The sequence below is a fragment of the Caulobacter sp. DWR2-3-1b2 genome (assembly GCF_049896345.1).
Classification (GTDB): Bacteria; Pseudomonadota; Alphaproteobacteria; order Caulobacterales; family Caulobacteraceae; genus Caulobacter.
Genome location: NZ_JAFCUC010000004.1, coordinates 139,765 through 161,821, shown reverse-complemented (window position 1 = coordinate 161,821; position 22,057 = coordinate 139,765). Strand labels below are relative to the sequence as shown.

Here is a 22,057-nt window from a genome sequence, read left to right as displayed (position 1 = left end):
AGATTCATCCTGAGCGGCTCGTGGGTTTCACGTGGGCCCCGGCCTTCGCCGGGGAGACGGATGAAAAGCGTGCAGAGCGGCTGACACTTTTTTTCAGGGCGAGGCTCTAGGGCGTGTCGGGCGAGCTTCCGGGCGCGGTGCTCTTCGCCTGCAATTTCAACCGCGTGCGCTCGCCGATGGCCGAGGCGCTGTTCAAGCACTTCTATGGAACGAGAGCGTTCGTCGATTCGTGCGGCCTCAAGCCCGACCCCGCCGAGGAGGGGATCGACCCCTTCGTGGCGGTGGTCATGGACGAGATGGGGCTCGACGTCACCGCCCACCGCCCCAAGAGCTTCGCCCAACTGGAGGACGACAGTTTCGACGTGGTCATCTCCCTGACTCCCGAGGCCCAGCACCGGGCCGTCGAGCTGGCCCGCGACCGGGCCACCGACATCGAATATTGGCCGACCCACGATCCGACCCTCGCGGACGGTTCTCGCGAGGCCATGCTGGCCTCGTACCGCGAGGTTCGCGACGCCCTGGCCAACGCAATTCGACAACGTTTCGGCGCGCCATCGACGTTCGGGGGGTGAATGCGCTATACCCCCCGCCTCGCAGCCGTCACCGGCTCCTCGACTCAATGGTCGCGGGGGCCTCGCCGGCATGGCGTCACCCGTTTTGAGAGGCCTGATGGCTAAGGAAGAACTACTCGAGTTTCCCGGTACGGTCAGCGAATTGCTGCCGAACGCGACGTTCCGCGTCACGCTGGAAAACGATCACGAGATCATCGCCCACACCGCCGGCAAGATGCGCAAGAACCGCATCCGGGTTCTGGCCGGCGACAAGGTGCTCGTGGAAATGACGCCCTACGACCTGACCAAGGGCCGCATCACCTACCGCTTCAAGTAGGGCTGGCGATGGTCGTCCAGCGGACGCCGCTGGTCCTGGCCAGTGCGAGCCCCCGGCGCCTGGACCTGCTCGCGCAGGTCGGCGTCGCCCCGGATCGGGTCGATCCCGCCGACATTGATGAAACGCCGCTGCGGGACGAGACCCCGCGGCGCCATGCCTTGCGCCTGGCGATCGAGAAGGCGAGGGCGGTCGCGCCCCGCTCTCCAGGCTGCCTGGTGCTGGCCGCCGACACCGTGGTCGCCGTGGGTCGCCGAATCCTGCCCAAGGCCGAAACGCCGGAGCAGGCGGCCCATTGCCTCAAGCTGCTGTCGGGCCGCAACCACATGGTCCTGACCGGCGTGGCCGTGATCGCCCCCGATGGCCGCGAGGCCTCGCGGCTGGTCGAGACCCGCGTGCAGTTCAAGCATCTGTCCGACGCCGAAAGGGCCGACTATCTGGCCGGCGGCGAATGGAACGGCAAGGCCGGCGGCTATGGCGTGCAAGGCGTGGCCGGCGGTTTCATCATCGACCTGCACGGCTCCTACACCTCCGTGGTCGGCCTGCCGCTCTATGAGACCCTGAACCTGCTGACGGGTCTCGGCTGGAGGAGGCCCTCATGAGCGAGCGTCGCGCCTATCTCTATACCGGCATCGGCGAGACCGTCGGGGTCGTCACCCTGGACGGGCGTCCCGAGCGACTGGTCGCCGAGTGGGACGGCGACGATGCTCTCGACGCTGAGGGCGTGCGCGGCGTGGCCCGGGTCAAGAAGATCGAGCGCGTTTTCAACTCGGCCTTCGTCGCCCTCCCAGGCAGCGCCGACCTCCTGCTGCCCATGCGCCAGGACATGCCCAAGCTGGTCGAGGGACAATTGGTCGAGATCGAGATCAAGACCCCCTCGCGCCGCGACAAGTCCGCCGTGGCCCGCTTCATCGGACCGGGCGACGGCGACCCGCGCGTGACGGCTCACGCTCCGACCGTGGAGGAGCTGCTGCGCCTCTGGGTCAAGTCAGGCTCGCCGACCCAGGGCCTCGCCGCGCTGGAGGCGGTCGAGGCGGCCGAGGCCGAGGCGCTGATGACAGTCTTCGCCCTGCCGGGCGGCGGCGACATCAGCATCGAATCGACCCGCGCCCTGGTGGCCATCGACGTCGATCTCGGAAATCGCGATGGGGATTCCAAGAAGGCGGCCCGCGCCGCCAACATGGCCGCTTTCACCACGGCGGCCCGTGTCCTGCGCCTGAAGGGCCTGGCGGGGCTTGTGGTGTTTGACCTGGTCGGGCGCGGCCACGACGGCCCAGCCCTGACCACGGCGGCCCGCAACGCCTTCGCCATCGACAATCCCGGCGTCGGTATCGGTCCGATCAGCAAGTTTGGCGCGCTGGAGATGATCGTGCCGCGACGGACCAAGCCGATTCTCGACCGCCTGCTGGACGAGACCGGCGGCCTTTCGGCCCGTGCCGGGGCCTTGCGGCTCGTCAGGGCCTTCGAGCGCGAAGGCCGGGCCGACCCCGGGGGCAGGCTGGTCGGGCGCTGTAGCGTGGCCGTCGCCGAGACCTTCGCCGCCCTAGACGTCGCCCTGGCCGACAAGATCGGTCGTCGCTTCACCGTTTCGCCGGTTGTCGATTGGGGCAATGACCGCCTGGAGGTCTCGACGTCATGAGCGCTTGCCCGATCTGCAAGAAGCCCGCGATCCCGGACTTCCGGCCCTTTTGCTGCAAGCGCTGCGCCGACGTGGATCTAAACCGCTGGCTGTCGGACCGCTATGTCGTGCCCGGCGCCGACGAGGATGAGGAAAACCCGCCTTCAACGGACTTGGCCACAGACTTCGGCCGGGAATAGTCCGCGATCATCGACGAGGGACTGGACTTCGTTTTTCGCCTCACCTATAGACGCGGCTCCTCGCCGTCAGGCGGGCGTCAGGGCGGTTTCGATCGCCTTTAGGCCCCGACGGACCCGGCGCCTGGATAGCTCAGTTGGTAGAGCAGCGGATTGAAAATCCGCGTGTCGCTGGTTCGAATCCGGCTCCAGGCACCACTTCCTCCCTCGACCCCCAGCCGAAGCCGACGTGGACTTTGGGTGTTCCGGCGCCCCGACTTTCAGCACCGGCGCGTCTGGGGGGTGCAGATGTAAAATTTTACCTACCGCCTGGCGAGGCTCGCAAAGCCTGTTTCGCTGAGCCGACCTCTAAGGCGTTGACTCTCCCATCGGGAAGATCGCGGCGTCTTGTCGACAGGTCTGAGAGCCAAGAGGACCGCTTGCCGACAAAAGAGGCCGCCTATTGGCCGGCGCCCGTGGGGCGGACGAAGGCGGAGCAACCCGTCGCCAAGGAAGGCCCAGCAGGCTCCAGCTCGTTTCCGCCAAGCTGGTTTCCCGCAGGAAAATAGGCAAAAATTGCGGTGTCTTGGGCGGCGGCCTCGTTCAATGGTCCTGGCCCCCCGCCGGCGGCCGCTCGCGGTCAGATTGTTCTTTGATGCGATGCGCGTCTCGGTCAGGCTTGTGAGACCGGCGTTTTGTTGAGTTGCTGCACCGCAACATGGGTATTCCCTTTGATGGGGAAAAACCGCCCCTAAATCCTGATTTCTCTTTTGTGCGATGCGGCAACGGTAGTGGGTGCTTCAAAGGGACGGTAAATTTATGCCGCCCGTCACCCCTTGACGGTGCGAAAAGGGGTTGCCAAAGGACCCCTGCCGCAATTCTAACATTGCTGTAAGATCACTGCCTCACAGGGCGGTGGTCACACGCGCTTCGAAACGATCCTTCTGAAGGGCGCAAGCCTGGCTAGAGGGGCGTAACGGGTCGAGCGCAGCGAAGCGGGTCCGCGGGACGTCCGAGTTATCGGTCGCCTCGGGGGCTATTCAAGTTAGGGTGGAGACGCTCTCGCGCGACGACCCTCGGTCCAAACGTGCTAGACCAACCAGGAACTGGCGAAAGATGCTCGACATTAAACGGAAGACCCCCCTCATCGCTCTCGTCGGCGCTCTCGCGCTGATGGCGAGCGCCCCGGCTTTCGCCCAGGATGCTGCTGCTCCTGCGCCGGCCACCACCACAGCCGCCGCCCCGGCTCCCGCCCCGGCCGTTACCCCGGCCCCGGCCGAGGAAGTCGATGCTGGCGTCGCAGCGACTGAAAAGATGAAGTCGCACCAGCTGACGCCCTTCACCATGTTCATGGAAGCGAAGATCGTCGTTAAGGTCGTGATGATCGGCCTGATCCTCGCCTCGGTCTTCTCCTGGGTGCTGCTGATCACCAAGCTCCTCGAGTTTGGCGCCCTGAACCGTCAATCGGACAAGTTCCTGGAAGCCTTCCGGGGCGCTCGTTCGATCGCCGACATCGCCCGTATCGGTTCGTCGGAGGAATTCGAAGGCAACCCGATGGCCGACATGGCCGCCGCGGCCGCCCAAGAAGTTGAACTGTCGCGCCAAGCTGGCCTGGCCATCTCGGGCGAGCACCGTGACTCGGTGATCACCCGCGCCACCTACGCCATCAACGCGGTCCAAGCCTCGTTGGCCAAGCGCCTGTCGGGCGGCATGGTGTTCCTGGCCTCGGTCGGTTCGGCCGGTCCGTTCATCGGTCTGTTTGGTACCGTTTACGGGATCATGAGCTCGTTCATCAACATCGCGAACACCAACACCACCAACCTGGCCGTCGTCGCTCCCGGTATCGCCGAAGCGCTGCTCGCCACCGGTATTGGTCTGTTCGCCGCTATCCCGGCGGTTATCTTCTACAACTACTTCCAGACCCGCATTTCGGCCTACGGCACCCGCTCGGAAGGTTTCGTCGCTGAACTGATGAACGCAATTTCGCGTCAGCTCGACAAGGGAGCCTAACACCGATGGCCGCCAAACTCTCAGGCGGCGGGGGCGACAGGTTCAACGTCGAACAGAACAGCGAGATCAACGTCACGCCCTTCGTGGACGTCATGCTGGTCCTACTGATCATCTTCATGGTGGCGGCGCCTCTCGCCGCCCCATCGGTCGAAGTGAAACTGCCGCCAGCGGTCGCGAAGCCGTCAACGACCCCGCCAAAGCCGGTCTACATCTCGATCAAGTCTTCAGGTCAGGTGTTCATCGGCGACAATCGTACGGATGCTCAGACGTTGGGTGATGACCTGGCCAAGAGCATCGGTAAGCGCGATCCCACCAAGGAGCGCATCTACATCCGGGCCGATGAAAAGACCCGTTATGGAGCCTTCATGGAGGTGATGAATTCACTTCAGGATGCAGGTTTCTATAGCGTGGCGCTCATTGGCCGGGATGACAATAGCTAAGGGGGTGCTGCATGGCTGACGAACAAACGCCCGGGCATCGCCACTATGATCCGCTGACCTCGGAAGGACCCCGAAAGAAAAAGGGTCTGGGCACTTTTGGTATTGCGACCCTGATCGTCCTTGGCGTTCACGTTCTTCTCGGCGTCTATATGGCGAAGCAGAAGTTCGAAGCGGTGATGAAGGAATACAGCGACGACGCCGTGGACGTGGAGTTGCCTCCGCCTCCTCCGCCGCCGCCGCCTCCTCCGCCGCCGCCGCCGCCGACCAACGCTCCGCCTCCGCCTCCTGCGGTGGTGCAGCCGAGGCCGCCGATCGCGCCGCCGCCGGATGTGACGCCGCCGCCGCCTCTGCCGATCCCGCCTGTGAAGGTACGGGTCGAGCAAACGGCGCCGCCCGTGATCTCCGCCGTGCCGCCGGTTCCTTCGAACCCGCCGGCTCGGGCTTCGGTGGTCACGCGTCCTGATTGGGCCCGCAAGCCCACGGGGGACGACATGGCGCGCTACTATCCCGACCGCGCCCAGCGGATGGAGGTGAACGGCCGCGCGACGATCTCGTGCACCGTGAACGCCAGGGGTACGCTCGAAGGTTGCTCGGTCACGTCGGAAAATCCGGCGGACTACGGCTTCGGCGACGCGGCGATGAAGCTGTCGCGACTGTTCAAGATGAAGCCGAAGACGCTCGATGGCGCCCCGGTGGATGGTGGACAGATCTCGATCCCGATCGTCTTCCAGGTTCCCCGTTAGGGATCCCGGAGACCGGTCAAGAAGCGAGCGCCCCGAAGCTGCGAAGCTTCGGGGCGTTTTCGTATGGCGGAGGCTGTTCGGCGCTTGATCCAGCCTCCGCGTCCGACTAAACACACTCCCTCGCGATGCGCCGCCTTAGCTCAGTTGGTTAGAGCGCCGGTTTGTGGAACCGGAGGTCCTCAGTTCAAGCCTGAGAGGCGGTACCATCGCGGAACGCAAAAAGGCCCGGCTTCGCAGCCGGGCCTTTTTCGTCGCCGTCTGTGTCAGGCCTCGCCATGGGGGCAAAAGAGCGCCGCCCAGACGCGCCAGGCGATCAGGGCGATCACGATCCAACCCACCATCAAGCCGGCCAAAGGCCGGGTCTGCCACCAATAGCGGACACGGCCAAAAGCGGCCCCCGAAGACACGGTCACTCTACGCTCCCCTGCGCGGACCTCGCCGCGCCTGCTCGACTTGCCAGGGATGCTGCGCCAGAACGACGTCCCGCGATAGGGCCTGGGGCCGCGTCACAGCGACGCTATGATCGGACGTTCAGTCGAGCCGATATTCAGCGACATCGCCCTCGCGCAGAAGGATTTCCAACTGCTTGCGCTTGAGGATCATGCGGTTGTGACGGCGGACCACTTCGCCGATCACCGGGACGAGGACGGTGCAGACCAAGAACAGCGACAGGATGAGAAGCATGGAGACCGATGCGTAGCGACGGAAGGAGTCGCCGGCCAGAACGCGCGGACCCTGCTCTCGATCTGTCGTCGCGCCATCGTGGCGAGGGGCGTCTCGGAGACCGCCGCGGCGGGCTCGTCATCGACCATCGCCTTGACCAGATCAACCACGCGGCGACGCAGCCGGCGGTCCTTCAGGCGCGGGAACAGGTCGGCCAGTTCCAGCCCCCCGGCCGTGGCCACGAACTGGGTCATACGCTGTGAGAAGCCGTCGTCACTGGCGCCTGATGTTTCGTCCAGACCGTCGAAGAAGTAGGCTATCTGCGACTCCAGCAGGCGCGCGGCCTCGTAGAGCTTCGAGGCGCTGATGCGATTTGCCCCCGCTCGTATTTCTGGATCTGCTGGAAGGTGATGCCCAGGGCGTCGGCCAGTTGGGTCTGGCTCAGGCCCAGCACCTTGCGCCGGATCCTCAGGCGCGCGCCGACATAGAAGTCGACCGGATGAGCTGCATCCGCGGTGGTTTTTGCTGCCATCCGCTTCACGTCCCTCCAGCCGCCGTTGATCGCCTGTCGATGCGAGGCGCGCGGCCCAGCTTGCTGAAGACAGGATAGACCCAGGAGCCCGTCATAGTCACGCCTCTGACACATCACGCGTTTGACACATCACGCCTCTGACACATCACCGCTTTCGCCGGAAACGCGCGAACCGGACTTGACCTTTTTGGCGGGTAGGGGTGTCTGCCGGCCATGGAGACGAAGGCAGGCGCCCAAGGGGCTACGGCCGTTGCCGTGGCGGGCGCCGGCGCGATCGGATCGGCGGTGGCCCTGGCCCTGGCGCGCGCCGGCCTGGCGGTCACGGTGTTCGATCCGCGTCCCTTGGGCGACAACGCCTCGGGCGTCGCGGCCGGCATGCTGGCGCCCGTGGCCGAAGCGCTGTTTGACCCGGCTTCGGCTTCGCACCTGGATCTCCTTCGCCGGACGCGCGACCTGTGGCCCGCCTTCGCCGCCCCGCTCGGCGTTTTGATCCAGAGGGGCGGCCTGAGGGTTGAGGGCGACACCGCCTGGCTTTGCGCCGTCGCGGCGCGCGCCGAGGCCCTGGGCGCGCCCCTGAACCCCGCTGACGGCGAACGCGCCCTGACGAGCGACGAGGACTGGCGGATCGAAGCCCGCCCGGCCCTGAAGGCCCTGCATGACGCCGCCCAGGCCCTGGGCGCGCGGTTCGAGCCCCGCGCCTTCACCGCCGATGACCTGGCCGCCTTCTCGGCCGTGGTGCTGGCGACCGGCGCGGCGGACGGCGCGGGCCTGGCGCCGGAGCTATCGGTCTTGACGCCGATCAGGGGCCAGATTTTGCGAGCTGATCGCGGGCCGGCCGACGGTCCGGTTCTGCGGGGTGAGGGCGTCTATATCTGCCCGGGTCCGCGCCCGGCCGTCGGCGCGACCATGGAATTTGGTCGTTATGACCTGGCCGTCGACACCACGGCTACGGAGGATCTTCGCCGGGCGGCGATCCGTTTGCGCCCCCAACTGGCGCAAGCGGTCTTCGCCACCGAGGTCGGCGTTCGCGCCACCACGCCCGACGGCCTGCCCCTCGTCGGCTGGAGTGCGACGCCCAAGGTAATGCTGGCGGTCGGAGCCCGCCGCAACGGCTGGCTGCTGGCGCCGCTTGTGGCCGATCTCGTCGCCGCGTATCTGATGGGTGATAACCCAGGTCCGGACGCCGCGAGCTTCGACGCGCGGCGGTTCTCGCGAACCTGAGGACCCACGATAACAAGGCAAGGGCAGGAGCGCATGGCCGGATTCTGGTTGACCGAGGAACAGGAAGCCATCCGCGAGGGCGTCGCCAAGCTGTGCGCCGGCTTTGACGACGAGTACTGGCGGCGCACCGACGAGACCGGGATTTTCCCCGAGGCGTTCGTCGCCGCCATCGCCGAGGGCGGCTGGCTGGGCGTTGCCATGCCCGAGAGCGTCGGTGGCGCCGGCCTGGGCCTGACCGAGGCGGCGGTGATGATGCAGACCGTGGCCCAGTCCGGGGCGGGCTTTTCCGGCGCCAGCGCCATCCATCTGAACATCTTTGGTCCGATGCCGATCGTGAAGTTTGGGACTGAGGAACAGCGCCAGAAGCATCTGCCGCGCCTGATTTCCGGCGAGGACAAGATGTGCTTCGCGGTGACCGAGCCCAATTCGGGCCTCGATACCTCCAGCCTGGAGACGCGGGCCGAGCCGGTCGACGGTGGCTACCGCCTGAACGGTCGCAAGATCTGGACGACGGGCGCCCAGCGCGCCAACAAGATCCTGATCATCGCCCGCACCACCCCCAAGGACCAGTGCGCCAAGCCGACCCAGGGGCTCTCCCTGTTCTACACCGACCGCGAGAAGATCGAGGCCAAGCCGATCCCCAAGATGGGGCGCAAGGCGGTCGAGTGTAACATGCTGTTCATCGAGGACCTGTTCGTGCCCCAGGAGGACCTAGTGGGCGAGGAGGGCAAGGGTTTCGCCTACCTCCTGCACGGCCTCAATCCCGAGCGCGTGCTGTTCGCCGCCGAGGCGGTGGGCCTGGGACGAGTGGCCCTGTCCAAGGCGGTGACCTACGCCAAGGAGCGCGTGGTGTTTGGCCGGCCGATCGGCCAGAACCAGGGCATCCAGCATCCCCTGGCCAAGTCCTGGGCCGAGCTGGAAGCCGCCAACCTGATGGCCTTCAAGGCCGCCGCCCTCTACGACCGCGGCCAAGATTGCGGGGCCGAGGCCAACGCGGCCAAATATCTGGGCGCCGAGGCGGGCTTCACCGCCTGCGAAACCTCGGTCCTGGCCCATGGCGGCATGGGCTATGCCAAGGAGTATGACGTCGAGCGCTATTTCCGCGAGGCGATGATCGCCCGCATCGCGCCGGTCAGCCGCGAGATGATCCTGAACTTCATCGCCGAACGGGTGCTGGGTCTGCCCAAGAGCTATTGAGGTCACAGTCCTTTCGCAGCTCACCCACTTGCCCCCACCTGGCGACTTCGTCGCCTGTCCGCCCCCATAGGGGGCGGAGCCCCGCGCGCCTGAGCTCTGCCTCCTATGGGGGCGGACAGACCGCGAAGCGGTCAGGTGGGGGCAAGTGGGTATGATCCCGCGCCCCGAGCTAGTCCGCCGCGAACTTGATCGGGATGCGGACGCTGGCGCCGTCGACGGGGCGGCCGTCTTCGGTCTGGGGGCTCATCTTGAAATAGCGCGACAGCTTGATGGCGGCGCTGCCGAAGCCTTCTTCGGATGGCGTCTCGGCCAGCACCGTGCACATGCGGATCGCGCCATTGGCGGCCACCGTGCAGCTCAGGGTCGCCGAGCCCGAGACCCCGCGCCGCATGGCGCTGTCGGGATAGAAGCGGCTGAACTCCGAGGCGCCCGGCTTCTTTAGCCAGTTGGGCCGGCCGATGACCGGAGCGGGCGGCAGGGCGGGAGGGCCGACCGGGCCAACTTCCGACTTGGGCGCGCCAGGGTCCACCGGACCGTCCCGGACGGGGCCGACCGGCTCCTCGGGCGGCTTGAAGGGACTGAGCAGTTCGGGGATCACCGGCGGCGGGACGGCCTTGTGCAGCGGGGGAGGGTTGGCCGCTCTCGGCGGAGTCGGCTTGTCTCGAACCTCTTCCTTGGGCGGAGGCCTATAGAGCGGCAGTTCGAAGACGCGCGGCTCGCCCCCGATGTCGATCGGCGGCCCATACTTCTGGTAAGCCAGATAGGCGAACAGTCCTGCATGGCCGATCGACACGACGACCAGCGCCGCCAGCATCGCCTTCGAGGGCTTGGCGGGCGAGGCGTCGACGCCTGGGATATAGGAACCGATCGCGGCGGTTTGGGTGACCATGGGAACCTCCTGGGGCCGGCCGCTCCTGGCCGACGCCCCACCGTTCCACAAAGAATTACGGTTGTAAATATTACGAACTTAAATTTATTACAGACGTAACTGTGACATCCCGCCACAGGCAAAATCTGCCTGGCGGAGCGGCGTGGTTAATCCACGATTAACCACGTGCGGTCAGACATTCGGGGCATGGCCAACGTCACCTCCATCCGCAGCGTCGTCGAGTCGGCGATCCAGCGCGCCTCCAGCGCGACGGGCGTGGACTTCACCTTCCTGATGGGCGCGGCCAAGCGAGAGAGCGGCTTCAACCCCAACGCCAAGGCCGGCACCTCCTCGGCGTCGGGCCTGTTCCAGTTCGTCGATCAGACCTGGCTGTCGACGCTGAAAAAACACGGCTCCAAATACGGCTACGCCCGCTATGCCGACCTGATCCAGCAGGGTTCGGACGGCAAGTACCGGGTGGCCGGCGACGAGGCGCGCAAGGCGGTGCTGAGCCTGAAGTTGGATCCGCACGCCGCCTCGCTGATGGCCGGCGAACTGACCTCCGACCATGCCTCCTACCTGCGCGGCCGGGTCGGGCGCTCGCCGACGGCCGGCGAGCTCTACGCCGCCCACTTCCTGGGACCCCAGGGCTCGGCGCGGCTGATCGAGGCCGTGGGCGCCAGCCCCGGGGCCAGCGCCGCCGCGATGTTCCCCGACGCGGCGGCCGCCAACCGCTCGATCTTCTATCGCGAGGGCCGCTCCGCCACGGTCAGCGAGGTCTATGCCAACCTGACCCGGACCGGCGGCGCCACGCGCGTCACCCCCGACTCCGATCCGACGCCCGCCGCAGAGACAGGCTTCGTGCAATATGCCACGGGCCGCCGGCTGGAGCGCATCCAGCAAGAGCAGCAACTGGTGGACCTGATCCTGCGCGGCTCGCAAGGGGTCGATGACGGCTTTGGCCTGTCGTCGGCCGGCGGCGGCTCGTCCGCCCAGCGGATGACCAGCTCGATGTTCTCGTCCGAGATGCTGCGCATGCTGTCCGACGCCGGCGACGGGACGAAGAGCAATCGGTAGCAAATCTTCCTCTCCCTTCCCGTAAAGGAGAGGGAAAGTTTCAGGGGCTTGCCAGCCCTGCAATCTCGTCCTCCGAATAACCCGCCTCCGCCAACACCGCCGCCGTATGCTCGCCAAGCTTAGGCGCCGGCCCCCTCGGCCCATCTTCCGACCCCGGAAACCGCGCCGGACCCGCCGGGGCGGGGAAGGTCCCGCCCTTCCCATCCGGGGTCTCCACGAAACACCCCGCCGCGGCCGCCTGCGGGTCGCTGACCAGATCGCGCGGCGTCTGCCAGGGCGCCCAGGTGATGTCGCCGGCGTCGAGGGCGGCCTTGGCCTCTTCGTAGTCCATGGCGGCGAAGGCCTGGTCGAGGATCTCCACCAGGGCCGAGGTATTGTCGCGGCGCAGGCGGGCCGTCGTGAAGCGCGGATCGTCGGGCAGGTCGGGGCGGCCGGCGGCGGCGGCGATCTGGCGCCAGTCGGTGGAGCCTTGCCGGGCCAGCAGGCATATCCACCGCCCGTCGCGGGTCTTGAAGAAATTGGCCAGGGGCTGCACGGCCTCCTTGCGAGGCCGGGTCGAGGCCAGCTTCCCGAACCGCAGCTGAATCGCCATGTCCGAGCCGATCGCATAGACGCCGGTGCGCAGCAGCGAGGTCTCGACCAACCGCCCGACTCCGGTGCGCTGGCGCTCGTGCACGGCCGCCAGGATCGCCGACACCGTCGCCAAGGATGTGACGTGGTCGCCCATGCCGGTGCGGATCGGGAACGGCTCCTGACCCTTGGGGGCGGTGATCGCGCCCACCCCCGCCCGTGACCAGAAGGCCGCCACGTCCATGCCCGGCTTGTCGGCGTCGGGGCCTTCCAGGCCATAGCCGGTCAGGCTGCAATAGATCAGGCGCGGATTGACCGCCTTCAAGGTCTCGTAGTCGAGGCCGGCGCGCGCCAGAGCGGCGGGGCGCACATTGGTCAGGAAGATGTCGGCGTCCTTGACCAGGGCCTTCGCCGCCAAGCTTCCGCCCGGCGAGCGGATGTCGAGCACCACCGAGCGCTTGCCGCGGTTGTCGAGTTCGAAGATCGGGTTGGCGTCCTGGTCCGAGCCCAGGCTCTCGAAGAAGCCGCGCATCGGGTCGCCGTCGGGCGACTCGATCTTGATCACGTCGGCGCCCCAGTCGGCCATGATCCCGGCCGCGCCTGGGGCGGCGATATAGGTGGCCAACTCTATGACCCGCAGATCGCGCAGCATCGCATCCTCCCGTTTTATCGTTGGGAGGAGTGTGGACGACTTAAACGTCTGTTGGGAAGAGGCTAGGCGACCGCCGCCTGGTTGGCGCTCTTGCGGCCCAGGGTGGCGGCGTCGGCGACGGCGCGGGCTACGGCGGCGACGCTGACCGGCTTGCGCAGCACGGTGTCGGCCCCGGCGTCCAGGCACTCGCGGGCCTCGTCGGCGTCGCCGCCGATCACCGCGATGATCGCCACATGGCGATTGGCGCCGTCCAGGTCGCGCAGGGCGCGGGCGGTCTGGGGACCGTCCATGATCGGCATCCGGCCGTCCAGCATCACCAGGTCGAAGTCGCAGATCTTGGCCAGGTCCAGGGCTCGGCGCCCGTTCTGGGCGTGCACCACCTGGTGGCCCAGCTGCTCCAGGATGGCCCGCAGCATGGCGGCGTTGAGGGCGTCGTCCTCGGCCACCAGGATGCGCAGGTTGCGCGGAGGGGCGCCAGCCGGTTCAGCGGCCTGGGCGGCCTCGCGGTCGGTCTCGATCGCGCAGACAACGGACTCGTCGAAGGGCAGGGTCAGGGTGAAGCAACTGCCCACGCCCACGGCGCTGGAGGCCTCCAGCGCGCCGCCCATCAGCCGAGCCAGCTGCCGCGACAGCGACAGGCCCAGGCCCGCGCCATTGACGCCGGCGCCGGTGCGCTCGATGCGCTGGAAGGCCTGGAACGCCTGCTCCATCTCCTCGGGCGACAGACCCGGACCGGTGTCGGCCACCGCGATGGCGATCTGGTCGCCACGCCGCTCGACCCGCACCTCAATACGGCCGCGAACGGTGTACTTGACGGCGTTGCCGACGATGTTGGCGACGATCTGGCGAGTGCGGAGCGCGTCGCCGATGGCGGCGCCCTGTTGGCGGTGTTCCAGGTCTGGCTCGATATGGACGCTCAGCTCCAGACCCTTGGCCATGGCGTGCGGGCGGTCGAGCAGGACCAGGTCGCGGATCAGGCGCACGGGTTCGAAGGCCACCGCCTCGACCGCGAGGCGGCCGGACTCGGCGATTTCGGAGTCCAGGGTGGCGTTGAGCACGGCGACCAGGTCCTGGGCGGCGTCGAGGGCGGCGTTCAGCTGTTCGCGCGACGGGGCGGCGCGACCGCCCTTGCCGGCGGCGGCGGCCAGAACGTGGGTGACGCCAGTCAGGCCGTTGCGGATCTCGTGGCTGAGAGTGGCGACGATGTCGGACTTGGAGCGAGCGACGCGCTCGGCGTGCTCCAGCACCCTCAGCCGCTCCTCAAGCAGGGCCTCGTGGGCCAGGGCCAGGGCGTGCTGGCGGCGCAGCATGCGGTTGAGCACCAGCGACAGCGCCATGGCCAGGGCGATGGCGCCCCAGGCCATGGTTCCGGCCCTCTGGCTCTCGGCGCGTGAGAACAGCAGGGCCAGCGGGCCCATGGCTGCGATCGGTGCGGTAATCAGCAGGGCGATGAGGTTGGGTGCGGAGAAGAAGATGCAGACTACCGAAGCGCCGACAGCCAGCAGCAGCAGGGTCTCGCGCGCCGCGCCCGCGCCATCGGCAAAGGCGGCCATCTGGCTGACCGCCACGGCCCACAGCAGGCCCGACAGCACCTGCACCCGCGAGCGCCGCGCCACGTCCTGGGCCGCTGGCGTCCGCAGCCAGGCGACGACGCCGTAGAAGATGCCCCAGTTGATGGCGAACACGCTAAAGCTCATCGCCAGCCAGCCGGCATTGGCGGCGAAGGATCCGGCCCAGACATAGATCGGCAGGCTGACCGCGAATACCGCCAGAGCGTAAGGCAAAAGCGCGGCCTGGGCGTCAAGCGCCATGCGGACGTCGGCGCCGCTCGAGGCGGGGTCGTGAGATCGGCGCTCGGCGAACAACGGTCGGATTCCTCGGGGTATCCGAGAAGCCTAAGGCGGTCGCGGTTTGCGTCCCGTTACGGCTTATCGTTAATCCACAGCCCTTCGAGCACAAACAATCGTTAAGCTTAACGCGAGATGATCTGATTCCACGCTGTTCCCCGGGGGATAGGGGAGACACCCATGGCCACCACCCGCGCCGCCCTCACCGACCAAGATATCCGCATGCTGGTGAAGGGCGCGACCCCTGACGAGCGCGCCCTGGCGGCCCACAAGCTGTGTCGAACCATCGACCGCGCCGAGCTGGACGAGGATCAACGCACGCTGGCGGACGAAATCCTGCGGGTGATGGCGGGAGACGCCGCCGAGCTGGTGCGCCGCGCCCTGGCCGTGACCCTGCGCAACTCACCGGTGCTGCCGCCGGACATCGCCAACAAGCTTGCCCGCGACGTCGAGAGCGTGTCGCTGCCGATCATCAGCTTCTCGCCGGTGTTCAGCGACGCCGATCTCGCCGAAATCGTCCGTCTCGGCGGCCCCATGCGGCAGATGGCGGTGGCCAAGCGTCCCAGGCTGTCGAGCAAGGTCACCGCCCTGCTGGTCGAGCAAGGGTCGGAGGAGATGGTCGCCACCATCTGCGCCAACGACAACGCCCGGATGTCCGAGACCGCGCTGCAAAAGGCGCTGAACCGGTTCTCCACCTCGGAGAAGGTGCTGACCGCCGTCGCCTATCGCACGAGCCTGCCGCTGGCCGTGACCGAGCGCCTGATCGACATGGTCGGCGACCAGCTTCGCGACTACATCCTAGACCACCATGCCCTGTCGGCCGAGCGCACGCTGGAACTGATTCTGGGCGCCAAGGAGCGGGCCACGATCGATCTCGTCGATCAGGCCGGCCGCGCCGCCGACGCCAAGGGCTTCGCCGCCCACCTCAACAGCGTCAAGCGCCTGACCCCGTCGCTGCTGCTGCGGGTCCTGGCCCATGGCCACATGAGCTTCTTCGAGTGGGGCGTGGCCGAGCTGGCTGGCGTACCGCATCACCGCACCTGGCTGATGATCCACGACGCTGGCGACCTGGGCCTGAAGGCGATCTGCGAGCGGGCTGGCCTGCCGCCGCGCCTGTTCCCCGCCTTGCGGGCCGGCGTCGACGCCTTTCACGCCATGGATTATGACGGCCGTCCCGGCGACCGCGAGCGTTTCCAGGAGCACATGATCCAGCGGTTTCTCACCTCGTCCACGGCGATGTCGCGCGAGGATACCGACTATCTGCTGGCGCGGGTGGACCGGCTGGGTGAACAGGCCAAGGGAGCGGCCGCGGCGGGCTAACCCGAACATCCGTTCGAACCCTCTGGGCAACCGCGCGCATTTCCGACAAGCTGACGCCATGTCAGAGCGCCCCGAAGAGCCGATAAGGCCCGCCGCCACCATCCTGCTTCTCCGCGATGCGCCGTTCGAGGTGCTGATGGTCAAGCGACACCACCAGATCGACTTCGCGGCGGGCGCCCTGGTCTTTCCGGGCGGCAAGAGCCACGCCGGCGACCATGATCCCGCCTGGACCGACCACGCCACCGGCTGGGACAGCGTCGGGGAGGACGGCCCGGCCCTGCGCATCGCCGCGATCCGCGAGGCCTATGAGGAGGCCGGCGTGCTGCTGGCCCGCGACGCCGAAGGCGAGACCTATGTGGGCGAGGCGGCGATCGACGTGCGGGCCGCCGTCGCCGACGACCGCGTGACCTTCCTCGACGTCGTGCGTGATCTGGGGCTGAAGCTGGACCTGGCCGCCCTGACCATCTTCGCCCGCTGGATCACCCCGCCGCTGATGACCAAGCGCTTCGACACCTGGTTCTACGTCGCCCACGCGCCCCTGGCCCAACTGGCGATCTGCGACGGCCACGAGGCGGTCGACGCCGAGTGGATCGCGCCCGGCGAGGCCCTAGCCTTGGCGGCGTCCGGCGAACGGAAGGTGATCTTCCCCACCCGGATGAACCTGCAATTGCTTGCCGAAAGCGCGAGCCCGACCACCGCCATCGACACCGCGCGAAGCCGACCGCTGGTCACGGTCGAGCCGTGGGTCGAGGGGGCGTCGCTGCGCATCCAGCCCGACGCCGGCTATGGCGCGGCGGCCGAGCCGCTGTCGGCGCTGTAGGGCCTCGCTTCGAGGCCGACGGCGCCCGATTTCGCGGGCCGAAACCGATCAAAACCGCTAATCAGACGACATGGATCGTAGACGTAGCCTCCTCATCGTCGGCGGCGGGACAGCGGGTTGGCTGACGGCGGCCTACCTGGCCAAGCATCTGCAAGTGGCCGAGCACGCGCGCCTGGACATCACCGTGCTGGAGTCGCCCGACATCGGTATCATCGGTGTTGGCGAGGCCACCTTCCCGACCATCCGCAACACCCTGCAATTCCTGGGCATCGACGAGGCGCGTTTCATCCGCGAGACCTCGGCCACCTTCAAGCAGGGCATCCGCTTCAACGACTGGGCGCAGACGCCAAAGGACGGCGCCCGCCACCACTTCTTCCATCCTTTTGAGCCGCCGTTCTCGACCGACGGCTCCAGCCTGGCGCCGTACTGGTTGCTGCAGGACGAGGCGACGCGCGCGCCGTTCGCCGAGGCCATGACCATCCAGTCGCGGGTCGCCGACGCCCAGCGGGCGCCTAAGCGTCCGCACGAGGGCAATTTCGCCGGTCCGCTGAACTATGCCTACCATTTCGACTCGGCCCGGCTGGCCGAGGTTCTGGCCGAACGCGCCGTCGAGTTGGGCGTGCGTCATCTGAAGGGCGCGCTGCAAACGGTGGAACTGGACGCAACCGGCGCGATTGACCACGTGATCTCTGTCGAGCATGGCCGGCTGGAGGCCGATCTCTATATCGACTGCACGGGCTTCCACGCCGAGCTGATCGGCAAGGCCATGCAGTCGCCCTTCAAGTCGGTGCGCGATATTCTGTTCGCCGACCGGGCCATCGCCTGCAAGATCCCCTATGATCGTCCCGACGCGCCGATCCAGAGCTTTACGATCGCCACTGCGCACGAGGCGGGTTGGACCTGGGACATCGGCCTGAACGGAGCCCGGGGAATCGGCTGCGTCTATTCCAGTGGCCACATGGACGACGACCAGGCCGAGGCGATTCTGCGCGGCTACATCGGCGACACCGCCGCCGAGATCGCCCCGCGCAGCATCGCCTTCGATGCCGGCTATCGTCAGAAGCAGTGGGTGAAGAACTGCGTCGCCGTGGGCCTGTCGGCTGGTTTTCTGGAGCCCTTGGAATCGACCGGCGTGGTCTTGATCGAGGCGGCGGTGGCGATGATCGCCGAGCTCTTCCCCCATAACGGGCCGATCGGAGCCCCCGCCTTCCGCTTCAACGAACTGATGACGGCCCGCTACGACAACATCATCACCTTTCTCAAGCTGCACTACTGCATCAGCCAGCGCGCCGAGCCATTCTGGCGCGACAACAGAAATCCGGCCTCGATCCCCGACCGGCTGGCCGATCTACTGGAGCAATGGCGCTATCGCCCGCCGACGCGTTTTGACTTCATCCTGGATCTCGAGACCTTCGCCTTCTTCAACTACCAGTACATCCTCTACGGCATGGGCTTCAAAACCGACCTGTCGCCGGGACGGGCGGAGTTCCCCAACGTCGCGGCGGCCGAAACCCTGTTTCGCAAGATCCGCGGCTTTGGCGAACGCGCCACCCAGGACCTGCCCAGCCACCGCGACCTGATCGCGCAGATCAACCGGTTCGGGTTCGATCGGGCTCTGGAGAGCGCCTGAAACGAGGCGGACGACGGGCTCGACATCTTTTGTCTCAAGCGAAGCTGCGCCGTGAACGGCTCCTTAGGGCTATTGGCTCAACTCTTGCTCTCGTTGTGCGAGTGCCGAACGCTTTGGGGGCGAGGGATAGGCGAGTGGATCATAGCGGACCAATCCCAGCAGCGAGAGCGCTGGGTCCTTTCTTCGTGACGATTCGCCGGCTGTTTCATCCCGTCGCGTTGTCGCTCGTCGCCACCCACCTGGCCCTGCTGGCTTTGGGCTGGTGGACCCTGCGCCATCTCGTTCCCGACACCGTGGTTCTGCATCTCTTCGGACACGTCCAGCTGGTGCATGAGGTGCACCGGCGCGTGATCGACCGCACGCTGGAACTCGGCGCCCTGCTGCCCGCCGTCTTCCTGGTCGAGTACTTGTGGGTGGGGTGGCGGAAGAGCTCGGTGCGGCACCTGCTGGTCGAGCGCACCGCTTCGGGCTGGTCCGACTTGGCCTGTTACTTTTTCCAGCTGGCGCCGGTTTCGACCATGGTCGCCGGGATCATGAGTTTCGGCGTCGTGTACGTTTCGGGCGCAGGGCTGCGATGCCTTTTCGCCGACGCGACCGGGATCGATATCAGCATCGCCGGCGCTCCCCTGTTGCTTCAAACCGCGATCCTGTTCCTGCTTTACACGCTGCTCGACTATTGGAGCCATCGCCTGGACCACTCGCGCGTGTTCTGGCCGCTGCACCGGTTCCATCACGCCGCGGAGTCGTTCTCGGTCCTGACCGCCGCCCGCGTGCACCCGGCGATGTTCACTGCCGTGGTCGGCGCCATCCTGCCGGGCGTTCTGCTGGGTTCGGACCCCGCGGCCCTGGCCCAAACCGGCATCGTGATCATCATCATTCGGCTTCTGATTCACTCGCGGATCGAGTCCAACTTCGGCTGGGTCGGCCGTTGGGTCGTGCAGTCGCCGCTGCACCACCGCCTGCATCACAGCCTCAACCGGATGCCGATCAACCTCGCCCTCCTGCCCATCTGGGATCGTCTGTTCGGGACGTGGCGCGACGCCCCGCGGGAAGCCATGCGGATCGGGACGCCGGCGCCCTACCGCCATGGGGCCTGGTTCGTGCCGGACCTGTGGCGCGACTATTGCGAGTTCTGGACAGGCGTCAAAACGCTCGCCTTCGAAGGGCTCGTCGGGCTCAAACAGGCACCTCGCGCGCCACTGCGGGACCTGGCCTCGGAAGCGGACGCATAAGAAGGGCCCCGCTCCAGAGGAGCGGGGCTAAGGCAAGCGGCTTTCAAGACCTTGCCTAGAGCATCGCGCGGAAAAGCGGCCACCGGTTTTGCGCAAAAGCGATGCGAAAACAAAAATCTAGAGCAAGCCGTGCGATTTCTATATCGCGCGGCTTGCTCTAGGCGGCTTTGGCCGCGGCTCCGTCCAGCGCTTCGAGCTCGCCGCTCTCCCGCGCCTTCTTGCCGTAGACCACCTCGAACAGGGGGCTGGCCATCACCGTGGTGACGATGGCCATCAGCACCAGCATCGAGAACAGGGTCGGGCCGATGATGCCCTTCTGCAGGCCGATATTGATGATGATCAATTCCATCAGGCCGCGCGAGTTCATCAGGGCGCCGATGCCCAGGGCCGTTCGGTTGTCCTCGCCCGACAGGCGGGCGGCGGCGTAGCAGGCCACGCCCTTGGCCAGGATGGAGGCGGCCAGGATGCCGATCGCGATCAGCAACAGCTGGGGCGAGTTGACCATGTCCATCCGGGTGTTGAGGCCCGAATAGGTGAAGAACATCGGCAGCAGCAGGACGACGGCCAGCGGCTCGACCTTCTTCTTAAGTTCCTCGACGAACAGGCCGCGCGGCATGACGGCGCCCAGCATGAAGCCTCCGAAGATGGCGTGGATGCCGACGGCGTCCATCAGGAAGGCCGACAGGCAGAACAGCATCAGGGTGATGGCCAGGATCGTCGGGCTCATCTTGCCTTCGCGCTCAACGATCCGGCCCAGGGGGGCCAGCAGGCGCGGACCGAAAAAGGCCAGGAACAGGGCGTAGGTCACGCCGCCGCCGATCGCCAGGACCGCCACGCCAGGGCCGCCGCCGAAGGTGGCCAGCACCACGGCCAGCACGCACCACGACACCGCGTCGTCAAAGGCGCCGGCCGTCAGCGACAGGGTGCCCAGCGAGGTCTTCGCCAAACCACGCTCATTGATGATCCGAGCCAACATCGGGAAGGCGGTCAGGGCGATGCAGGCGCCCAGGAAGAGGGTGGCGTTGGCGCGCGAGATGCCCTCGGCGAACAGGCCAGGCACCTTCAGCAGGAAGGGGGTGATGGCGACGGCGATCAGGAACGGCGCGATGATGCCGGCCAGAGAGACGCTGGCGGCGCTCTTGGCCTTGGCCTTGAAGTGCGCGGCCTGGAAGCTGGTGCCGACCATGAACATGTACAGGCCCACGCCCAACTGGGCGCCGACATAGAGGACGTTCTTGGTTTCCTTGGGAAACAGCATGCCCTGGAAGTGCGGGAACACAAGGCCCAGCAAGGACGGGCCCAGGACCACGCCGGCGATCATCTCGCCCACGACCTGGGGCTGACCCAGAAGCTTCTGACCTAGCCAGCCGACCACGCGGCAGGCCAGCAGGATCACCGCGAGCTGCAGGAAGAAGTGAACGCTGAAATCGCCCGGCGCATAGCTGTGCGCGGCGGAGGCGGTTGCCGGCCCGTGCGGCGCGAGAATGCCGCTGACGGTGCTGACAAGACTGGCGATGATGTCGGACACGTACTGTCCCCCCTTGTGAAAACCCCTCGGCGTTGACCGCCGTTGGCGCCAAGCCGCGCAGACTTGGCTTTGGCTCGCAAGTTGAAATTCCGTTTTTGACGAGGTTGTACAGAAGATTGTTTTTGCTGGCTTATTCCCTGTTGCCGGAAGGTCACAATGTAGTAACGTACCTACAAGACAGCCTTGTCAATGTAGGTATTTGGATCCGTGAAAGTCATCTCCAGCCGCGACTTCAACCAGGATGTCAGCCAGGCCAAGCGCGCCGCGCGGATCGAGCCGGTGTTCGTCACCGATCGCGGCAAGGCGACTCACGTGCTGATGAGCGTGGAGACCTATCGCCGGCTGACCGGCCAGACCGAGACCATAGTTGACCTGTTGGCCATGCCAGGACTTCCGGCCATCGACCTCGACGCCGCGCGTTCGGATGACGCCTGGGACCGCCGGAGCGGCGGCTGATGTACCTGCTCGACACCGACATCGTCTTCGAGCTGCGCAACGCCAAGTCGGGCGGGACCGACCCGGGGCTGGCCGGCTGGGCGGGCGGGGTGGCGCGGGCCAGCCTTTTCATCTCGGCGCTCACCTTGCTGGAGCTGGAGACTGGGGTAGGGCGCGCCGAGCGTCGAGACAAGACCCACGGCTTGGCCCTGCGAGCCTGGCTGGACGTCCAGGTCGCGCCGGCCTTTGACGGCCGCATCCTGCCCGTCGATGCGGCGGTGGTTCGCCGCTGCGCCCAGCTGCCGCACGGGGGAGGGCGCGACGCCCTGCTGGCCGCCACGGCCCTTGAGCACGGCCTGACCCTGGTGACGCGCAACATCGCGGCCTTCAAGGCCACGAAGGTCAAGCTGTTCAACCCTTGGGGCTACGCCCCCGACGCCGCCAGCGAAGACGAGGACTGGGGCCAGGCCGCCAAGGCCGGCTCGCACTGGTTGAAGAACATTTTTGTGCGGGGGTAGGGGGCGTCACATCTCGGAGAGAGGTCATCGACCTTTCCAGCGCGTTCCTTCTCCCGCAAGGGGAGAAGGAAATCG

General features: G+C 66.8%; 23 protein-coding genes, 2 tRNA genes and 1 pseudogene. 19 read left to right on the top strand and 7 right to left on the bottom strand.

Translation table 11 applies throughout. From position 1 onward, the window contains the following. The first annotated feature begins 113 nt into the window (after window positions 1–113). From ACP694_RS12630 to ACP694_RS12585, 10 genes are all read left to right on the top strand, one after another. Complete coding sequence (locus ACP694_RS12630) at window positions 114–572, top strand: low molecular weight phosphatase family protein (RefSeq protein WP_426012873.1); 459 nt, start codon at window positions 114–116, stop codon at window positions 570–572. A gap of 97 nt (window positions 573–669) precedes the next feature. Continuing rightward, window positions 670–888 (top strand): translation initiation factor IF-1, encoded by a 219-nt coding sequence (gene infA, locus ACP694_RS12625; protein ID WP_008261544.1) that lies wholly within the window; start codon window positions 670–672, stop codon window positions 886–888. A gap of 8 nt (window positions 889–896) precedes the next feature. After that, window positions 897–1,487, top strand: a complete 591-nt coding sequence (locus ACP694_RS12620; RefSeq protein WP_426012871.1) for a Maf family protein — start codon at window positions 897–899, stop codon at window positions 1,485–1,487. Further along, window positions 1,484–2,524, top strand: coding sequence for a ribonuclease E/G (locus ACP694_RS12615; RefSeq protein WP_426012869.1), 1,041 nt, complete (start codon window positions 1,484–1,486; stop codon window positions 2,522–2,524). The genes ACP694_RS12620 and ACP694_RS12615 overlap by 4 nt, the downstream gene beginning before the upstream one ends. Further along, entirely contained in the window at window positions 2,521–2,703 is a 183-nt protein-coding gene (locus tag ACP694_RS12610) for a DNA gyrase inhibitor YacG (RefSeq protein WP_426012868.1), read from the top strand. Before ACP694_RS12615 ends, ACP694_RS12610 begins: the two co-directional genes overlap by 4 nt. Window positions 2,704–2,822: 119 nt before the next feature. After that, window positions 2,823–2,898, top strand: a tRNA-Phe gene (locus ACP694_RS12605). Between the two features lie 897 nt (window positions 2,899–3,795). Continuing rightward, window positions 3,796–4,689 (top strand): MotA/TolQ/ExbB proton channel family protein, encoded by an 894-nt coding sequence (locus ACP694_RS12600; RefSeq protein WP_426013255.1) that lies wholly within the window; start codon window positions 3,796–3,798, stop codon window positions 4,687–4,689. A gap of 5 nt (window positions 4,690–4,694) precedes the next feature. Then, window positions 4,695–5,129, top strand: a complete 435-nt coding sequence (locus ACP694_RS12595; protein ID WP_426012866.1) for a biopolymer transporter ExbD — start codon at window positions 4,695–4,697, stop codon at window positions 5,127–5,129. An 11-nt stretch (window positions 5,130–5,140) separates the two neighbouring features. Next, a complete protein-coding gene (locus ACP694_RS12590; RefSeq protein ID WP_426012865.1) occupies window positions 5,141–5,872 on the top strand; it encodes an energy transducer TonB in 732 nt (243 codons plus the stop codon). Between the two features lie 129 nt (window positions 5,873–6,001). After that, window positions 6,002–6,078: transfer RNA gene (locus ACP694_RS12585), tRNA-His, on the top strand. Between the two features lie 57 nt (window positions 6,079–6,135). Here the strand turns inward: ACP694_RS12585 and ACP694_RS12580 are convergent. The 3 genes and pseudogenes from ACP694_RS12580 to ACP694_RS12570 form a co-directional block, all read right to left on the bottom strand. Continuing rightward, the gene (locus ACP694_RS12580) at window positions 6,136–6,285 is read right to left on the bottom strand and encodes a hypothetical protein (RefSeq protein WP_426012863.1); all 150 of its coding nucleotides are present in this window, start codon (window positions 6,283–6,285) and stop codon (window positions 6,136–6,138) included. A 118-nt stretch (window positions 6,286–6,403) separates the two neighbouring features. Beyond that, window positions 6,404–6,556 carry a hypothetical protein gene (locus ACP694_RS12575; RefSeq protein ID WP_426012861.1) on the bottom strand — a complete coding sequence of 51 codons (153 nt, stop codon included), beginning with the start codon at window positions 6,554–6,556 and terminating at the stop codon, window positions 6,404–6,406. Between the two features lie 113 nt (window positions 6,557–6,669). Next, window positions 6,670–7,067: pseudogene (locus ACP694_RS12570) on the bottom strand (helix-turn-helix domain-containing protein); the annotation flags it as partial. Between the two features lie 213 nt (window positions 7,068–7,280). Between ACP694_RS12570 and ACP694_RS12565 the strand changes: the two are divergent. Then, window positions 7,281–8,288, top strand: a complete 1,008-nt coding sequence (locus ACP694_RS12565) for an FAD-dependent oxidoreductase (RefSeq protein ID WP_426012859.1) — start codon at window positions 7,281–7,283, stop codon at window positions 8,286–8,288. 33 nt (window positions 8,289–8,321) lie between these two features. Then, window positions 8,322–9,485, top strand: a complete 1,164-nt coding sequence (locus ACP694_RS12560; protein WP_426012858.1) for an acyl-CoA dehydrogenase family protein — start codon at window positions 8,322–8,324, stop codon at window positions 9,483–9,485. Window positions 9,486–9,654: 169 nt separating this feature from the next. On the opposite strand, the gene ACP694_RS12555 is transcribed toward ACP694_RS12560, so the two are convergent. After that, window positions 9,655–10,374, bottom strand: a complete 720-nt coding sequence (locus ACP694_RS12555; RefSeq protein WP_426012856.1) for a TonB family protein — start codon at window positions 10,372–10,374, stop codon at window positions 9,655–9,657. 186 nt (window positions 10,375–10,560) lie between these two features. Between ACP694_RS12555 and ACP694_RS12550 the strand changes: the two genes are divergently transcribed. Then, the gene (locus ACP694_RS12550) at window positions 10,561–11,430 is read left to right on the top strand and encodes a transglycosylase SLT domain-containing protein (protein WP_426012854.1); all 870 of its coding nucleotides are present in this window, start codon (window positions 10,561–10,563) and stop codon (window positions 11,428–11,430) included. Window positions 11,431–11,470: 40 nt separating this feature from the next. On the opposite strand, the gene ACP694_RS12545 is transcribed toward ACP694_RS12550, so the two are convergent. Both ACP694_RS12545 and ACP694_RS12540 read right to left on the bottom strand, forming a co-directional pair. Next, window positions 11,471–12,652, bottom strand: a complete 1,182-nt coding sequence (locus ACP694_RS12545; RefSeq protein WP_426012853.1) for a CaiB/BaiF CoA transferase family protein — start codon at window positions 12,650–12,652, stop codon at window positions 11,471–11,473. A 62-nt stretch (window positions 12,653–12,714) separates the two neighbouring features. Then, on the bottom strand, window positions 12,715–14,517 hold the full coding sequence (locus tag ACP694_RS12540) for an ATP-binding protein (RefSeq protein ID WP_426012851.1): 1,803 nt from the start codon (window positions 14,515–14,517) through the stop codon (window positions 12,715–12,717). A 162-nt stretch (window positions 14,518–14,679) separates the two neighbouring features. Between ACP694_RS12540 and spbR the strand changes: the two genes are divergently transcribed. The 4 genes from spbR (at window position 14,680) to ACP694_RS12520 (ending at window position 19,501) form a co-directional block, all read left to right on the top strand. Next, complete coding sequence (gene spbR / locus ACP694_RS12535; RefSeq protein WP_426012849.1) at window positions 14,680–15,819, top strand: pole-localized protein SpbR; 1,140 nt, start codon at window positions 14,680–14,682, stop codon at window positions 15,817–15,819. Window positions 15,820–15,877: 58 nt separating this feature from the next. Further along, window positions 15,878–16,639 carry an NUDIX hydrolase gene (locus ACP694_RS12530; RefSeq protein WP_426012847.1) on the top strand — a complete coding sequence of 254 codons (762 nt, stop codon included), beginning with the start codon at window positions 15,878–15,880 and terminating at the stop codon, window positions 16,637–16,639. A gap of 70 nt (window positions 16,640–16,709) precedes the next feature. Then, window positions 16,710–18,269, top strand: a complete 1,560-nt coding sequence (locus ACP694_RS12525) for a tryptophan halogenase family protein (RefSeq protein ID WP_426012845.1) — start codon at window positions 16,710–16,712, stop codon at window positions 18,267–18,269. Between the two features lie 185 nt (window positions 18,270–18,454). After that, complete coding sequence (locus tag ACP694_RS12520; RefSeq protein ID WP_426012844.1) at window positions 18,455–19,501, top strand: sterol desaturase family protein; 1,047 nt, start codon at window positions 18,455–18,457, stop codon at window positions 19,499–19,501. Window positions 19,502–19,658: 157 nt separating this feature from the next. Here the strand turns inward: ACP694_RS12520 and ACP694_RS12515 are convergent, their stop codons facing one another. Further along, window positions 19,659–21,029 (bottom strand): cation:proton antiporter, encoded by a 1,371-nt coding sequence (locus tag ACP694_RS12515; RefSeq protein ID WP_426012842.1) that lies wholly within the window; start codon window positions 21,027–21,029, stop codon window positions 19,659–19,661. A 207-nt stretch (window positions 21,030–21,236) separates the two neighbouring features. Here ACP694_RS12515 and ACP694_RS12510 point away from each other — a divergent pair, with 207 nt between their 5' ends. Continuing rightward, window positions 21,237–21,485, top strand: a complete 249-nt coding sequence (locus ACP694_RS12510) for a type II toxin-antitoxin system Phd/YefM family antitoxin (RefSeq protein WP_426012840.1) — start codon at window positions 21,237–21,239, stop codon at window positions 21,483–21,485. Next, entirely contained in the window at window positions 21,485–21,982 is a 498-nt protein-coding gene (locus tag ACP694_RS12505; RefSeq protein ID WP_426012838.1) for a type II toxin-antitoxin system VapC family toxin, read from the top strand. The genes ACP694_RS12510 and ACP694_RS12505 overlap by 1 nt, the downstream gene beginning before the upstream one ends. Window positions 21,983–22,057: the final 75 nt, after the last annotated feature.

Excerpts from the sequence above, each read along its gene's own strand:
- infA (WP_008261544.1), top strand. The coding sequence starts at position 670 with ATGGCTAAGGAAGAACTACTCGAGTTTCCCGGTACGGTCAGCGAATTG.
- ACP694_RS12620 (WP_426012871.1), top strand. The coding sequence starts at position 897 with ATGGTCGTCCAGCGGACGCCGCTGGTCCTGGCCAGTGCGAGCCCCCGG.
- ACP694_RS12615 (WP_426012869.1), top strand. The coding sequence starts at position 1,484 with ATGAGCGAGCGTCGCGCCTATCTCTATACCGGCATCGGCGAGACCGTC.
- ACP694_RS12610 (WP_426012868.1), top strand. The coding sequence starts at position 2,521 with ATGAGCGCTTGCCCGATCTGCAAGAAGCCCGCGATCCCGGACTTCCGG.
- ACP694_RS12600 (WP_426013255.1), top strand. The coding sequence starts at position 3,796 with ATGCTCGACATTAAACGGAAGACCCCCCTCATCGCTCTCGTCGGCGCT.
- ACP694_RS12595 (WP_426012866.1), top strand. The coding sequence starts at position 4,695 with ATGGCCGCCAAACTCTCAGGCGGCGGGGGCGACAGGTTCAACGTCGAA.
- ACP694_RS12590 (WP_426012865.1), top strand. The coding sequence starts at position 5,141 with ATGGCTGACGAACAAACGCCCGGGCATCGCCACTATGATCCGCTGACC.
- ACP694_RS12575 (WP_426012861.1), bottom strand. The coding sequence starts at position 6,556 with ATGCTTCTCATCCTGTCGCTGTTCTTGGTCTGCACCGTCCTCGTCCCG.
- ACP694_RS12565 (WP_426012859.1), top strand. The coding sequence starts at position 7,281 with ATGGAGACGAAGGCAGGCGCCCAAGGGGCTACGGCCGTTGCCGTGGCG.
- ACP694_RS12560 (WP_426012858.1), top strand. The coding sequence starts at position 8,322 with ATGGCCGGATTCTGGTTGACCGAGGAACAGGAAGCCATCCGCGAGGGC.
- ACP694_RS12555 (WP_426012856.1), bottom strand. The coding sequence starts at position 10,374 with ATGGTCACCCAAACCGCCGCGATCGGTTCCTATATCCCAGGCGTCGAC.
- ACP694_RS12550 (WP_426012854.1), top strand. The coding sequence starts at position 10,561 with ATGGCCAACGTCACCTCCATCCGCAGCGTCGTCGAGTCGGCGATCCAG.
- ACP694_RS12545 (WP_426012853.1), bottom strand. The coding sequence starts at position 12,652 with ATGCTGCGCGATCTGCGGGTCATAGAGTTGGCCACCTATATCGCCGCC.
- spbR (WP_426012849.1), top strand. The coding sequence starts at position 14,680 with ATGGCCACCACCCGCGCCGCCCTCACCGACCAAGATATCCGCATGCTG.
- ACP694_RS12530 (WP_426012847.1), top strand. The coding sequence starts at position 15,878 with ATGTCAGAGCGCCCCGAAGAGCCGATAAGGCCCGCCGCCACCATCCTG.
- ACP694_RS12525 (WP_426012845.1), top strand. The coding sequence starts at position 16,710 with ATGGATCGTAGACGTAGCCTCCTCATCGTCGGCGGCGGGACAGCGGGT.
- ACP694_RS12505 (WP_426012838.1), top strand. The coding sequence starts at position 21,485 with ATGTACCTGCTCGACACCGACATCGTCTTCGAGCTGCGCAACGCCAAG.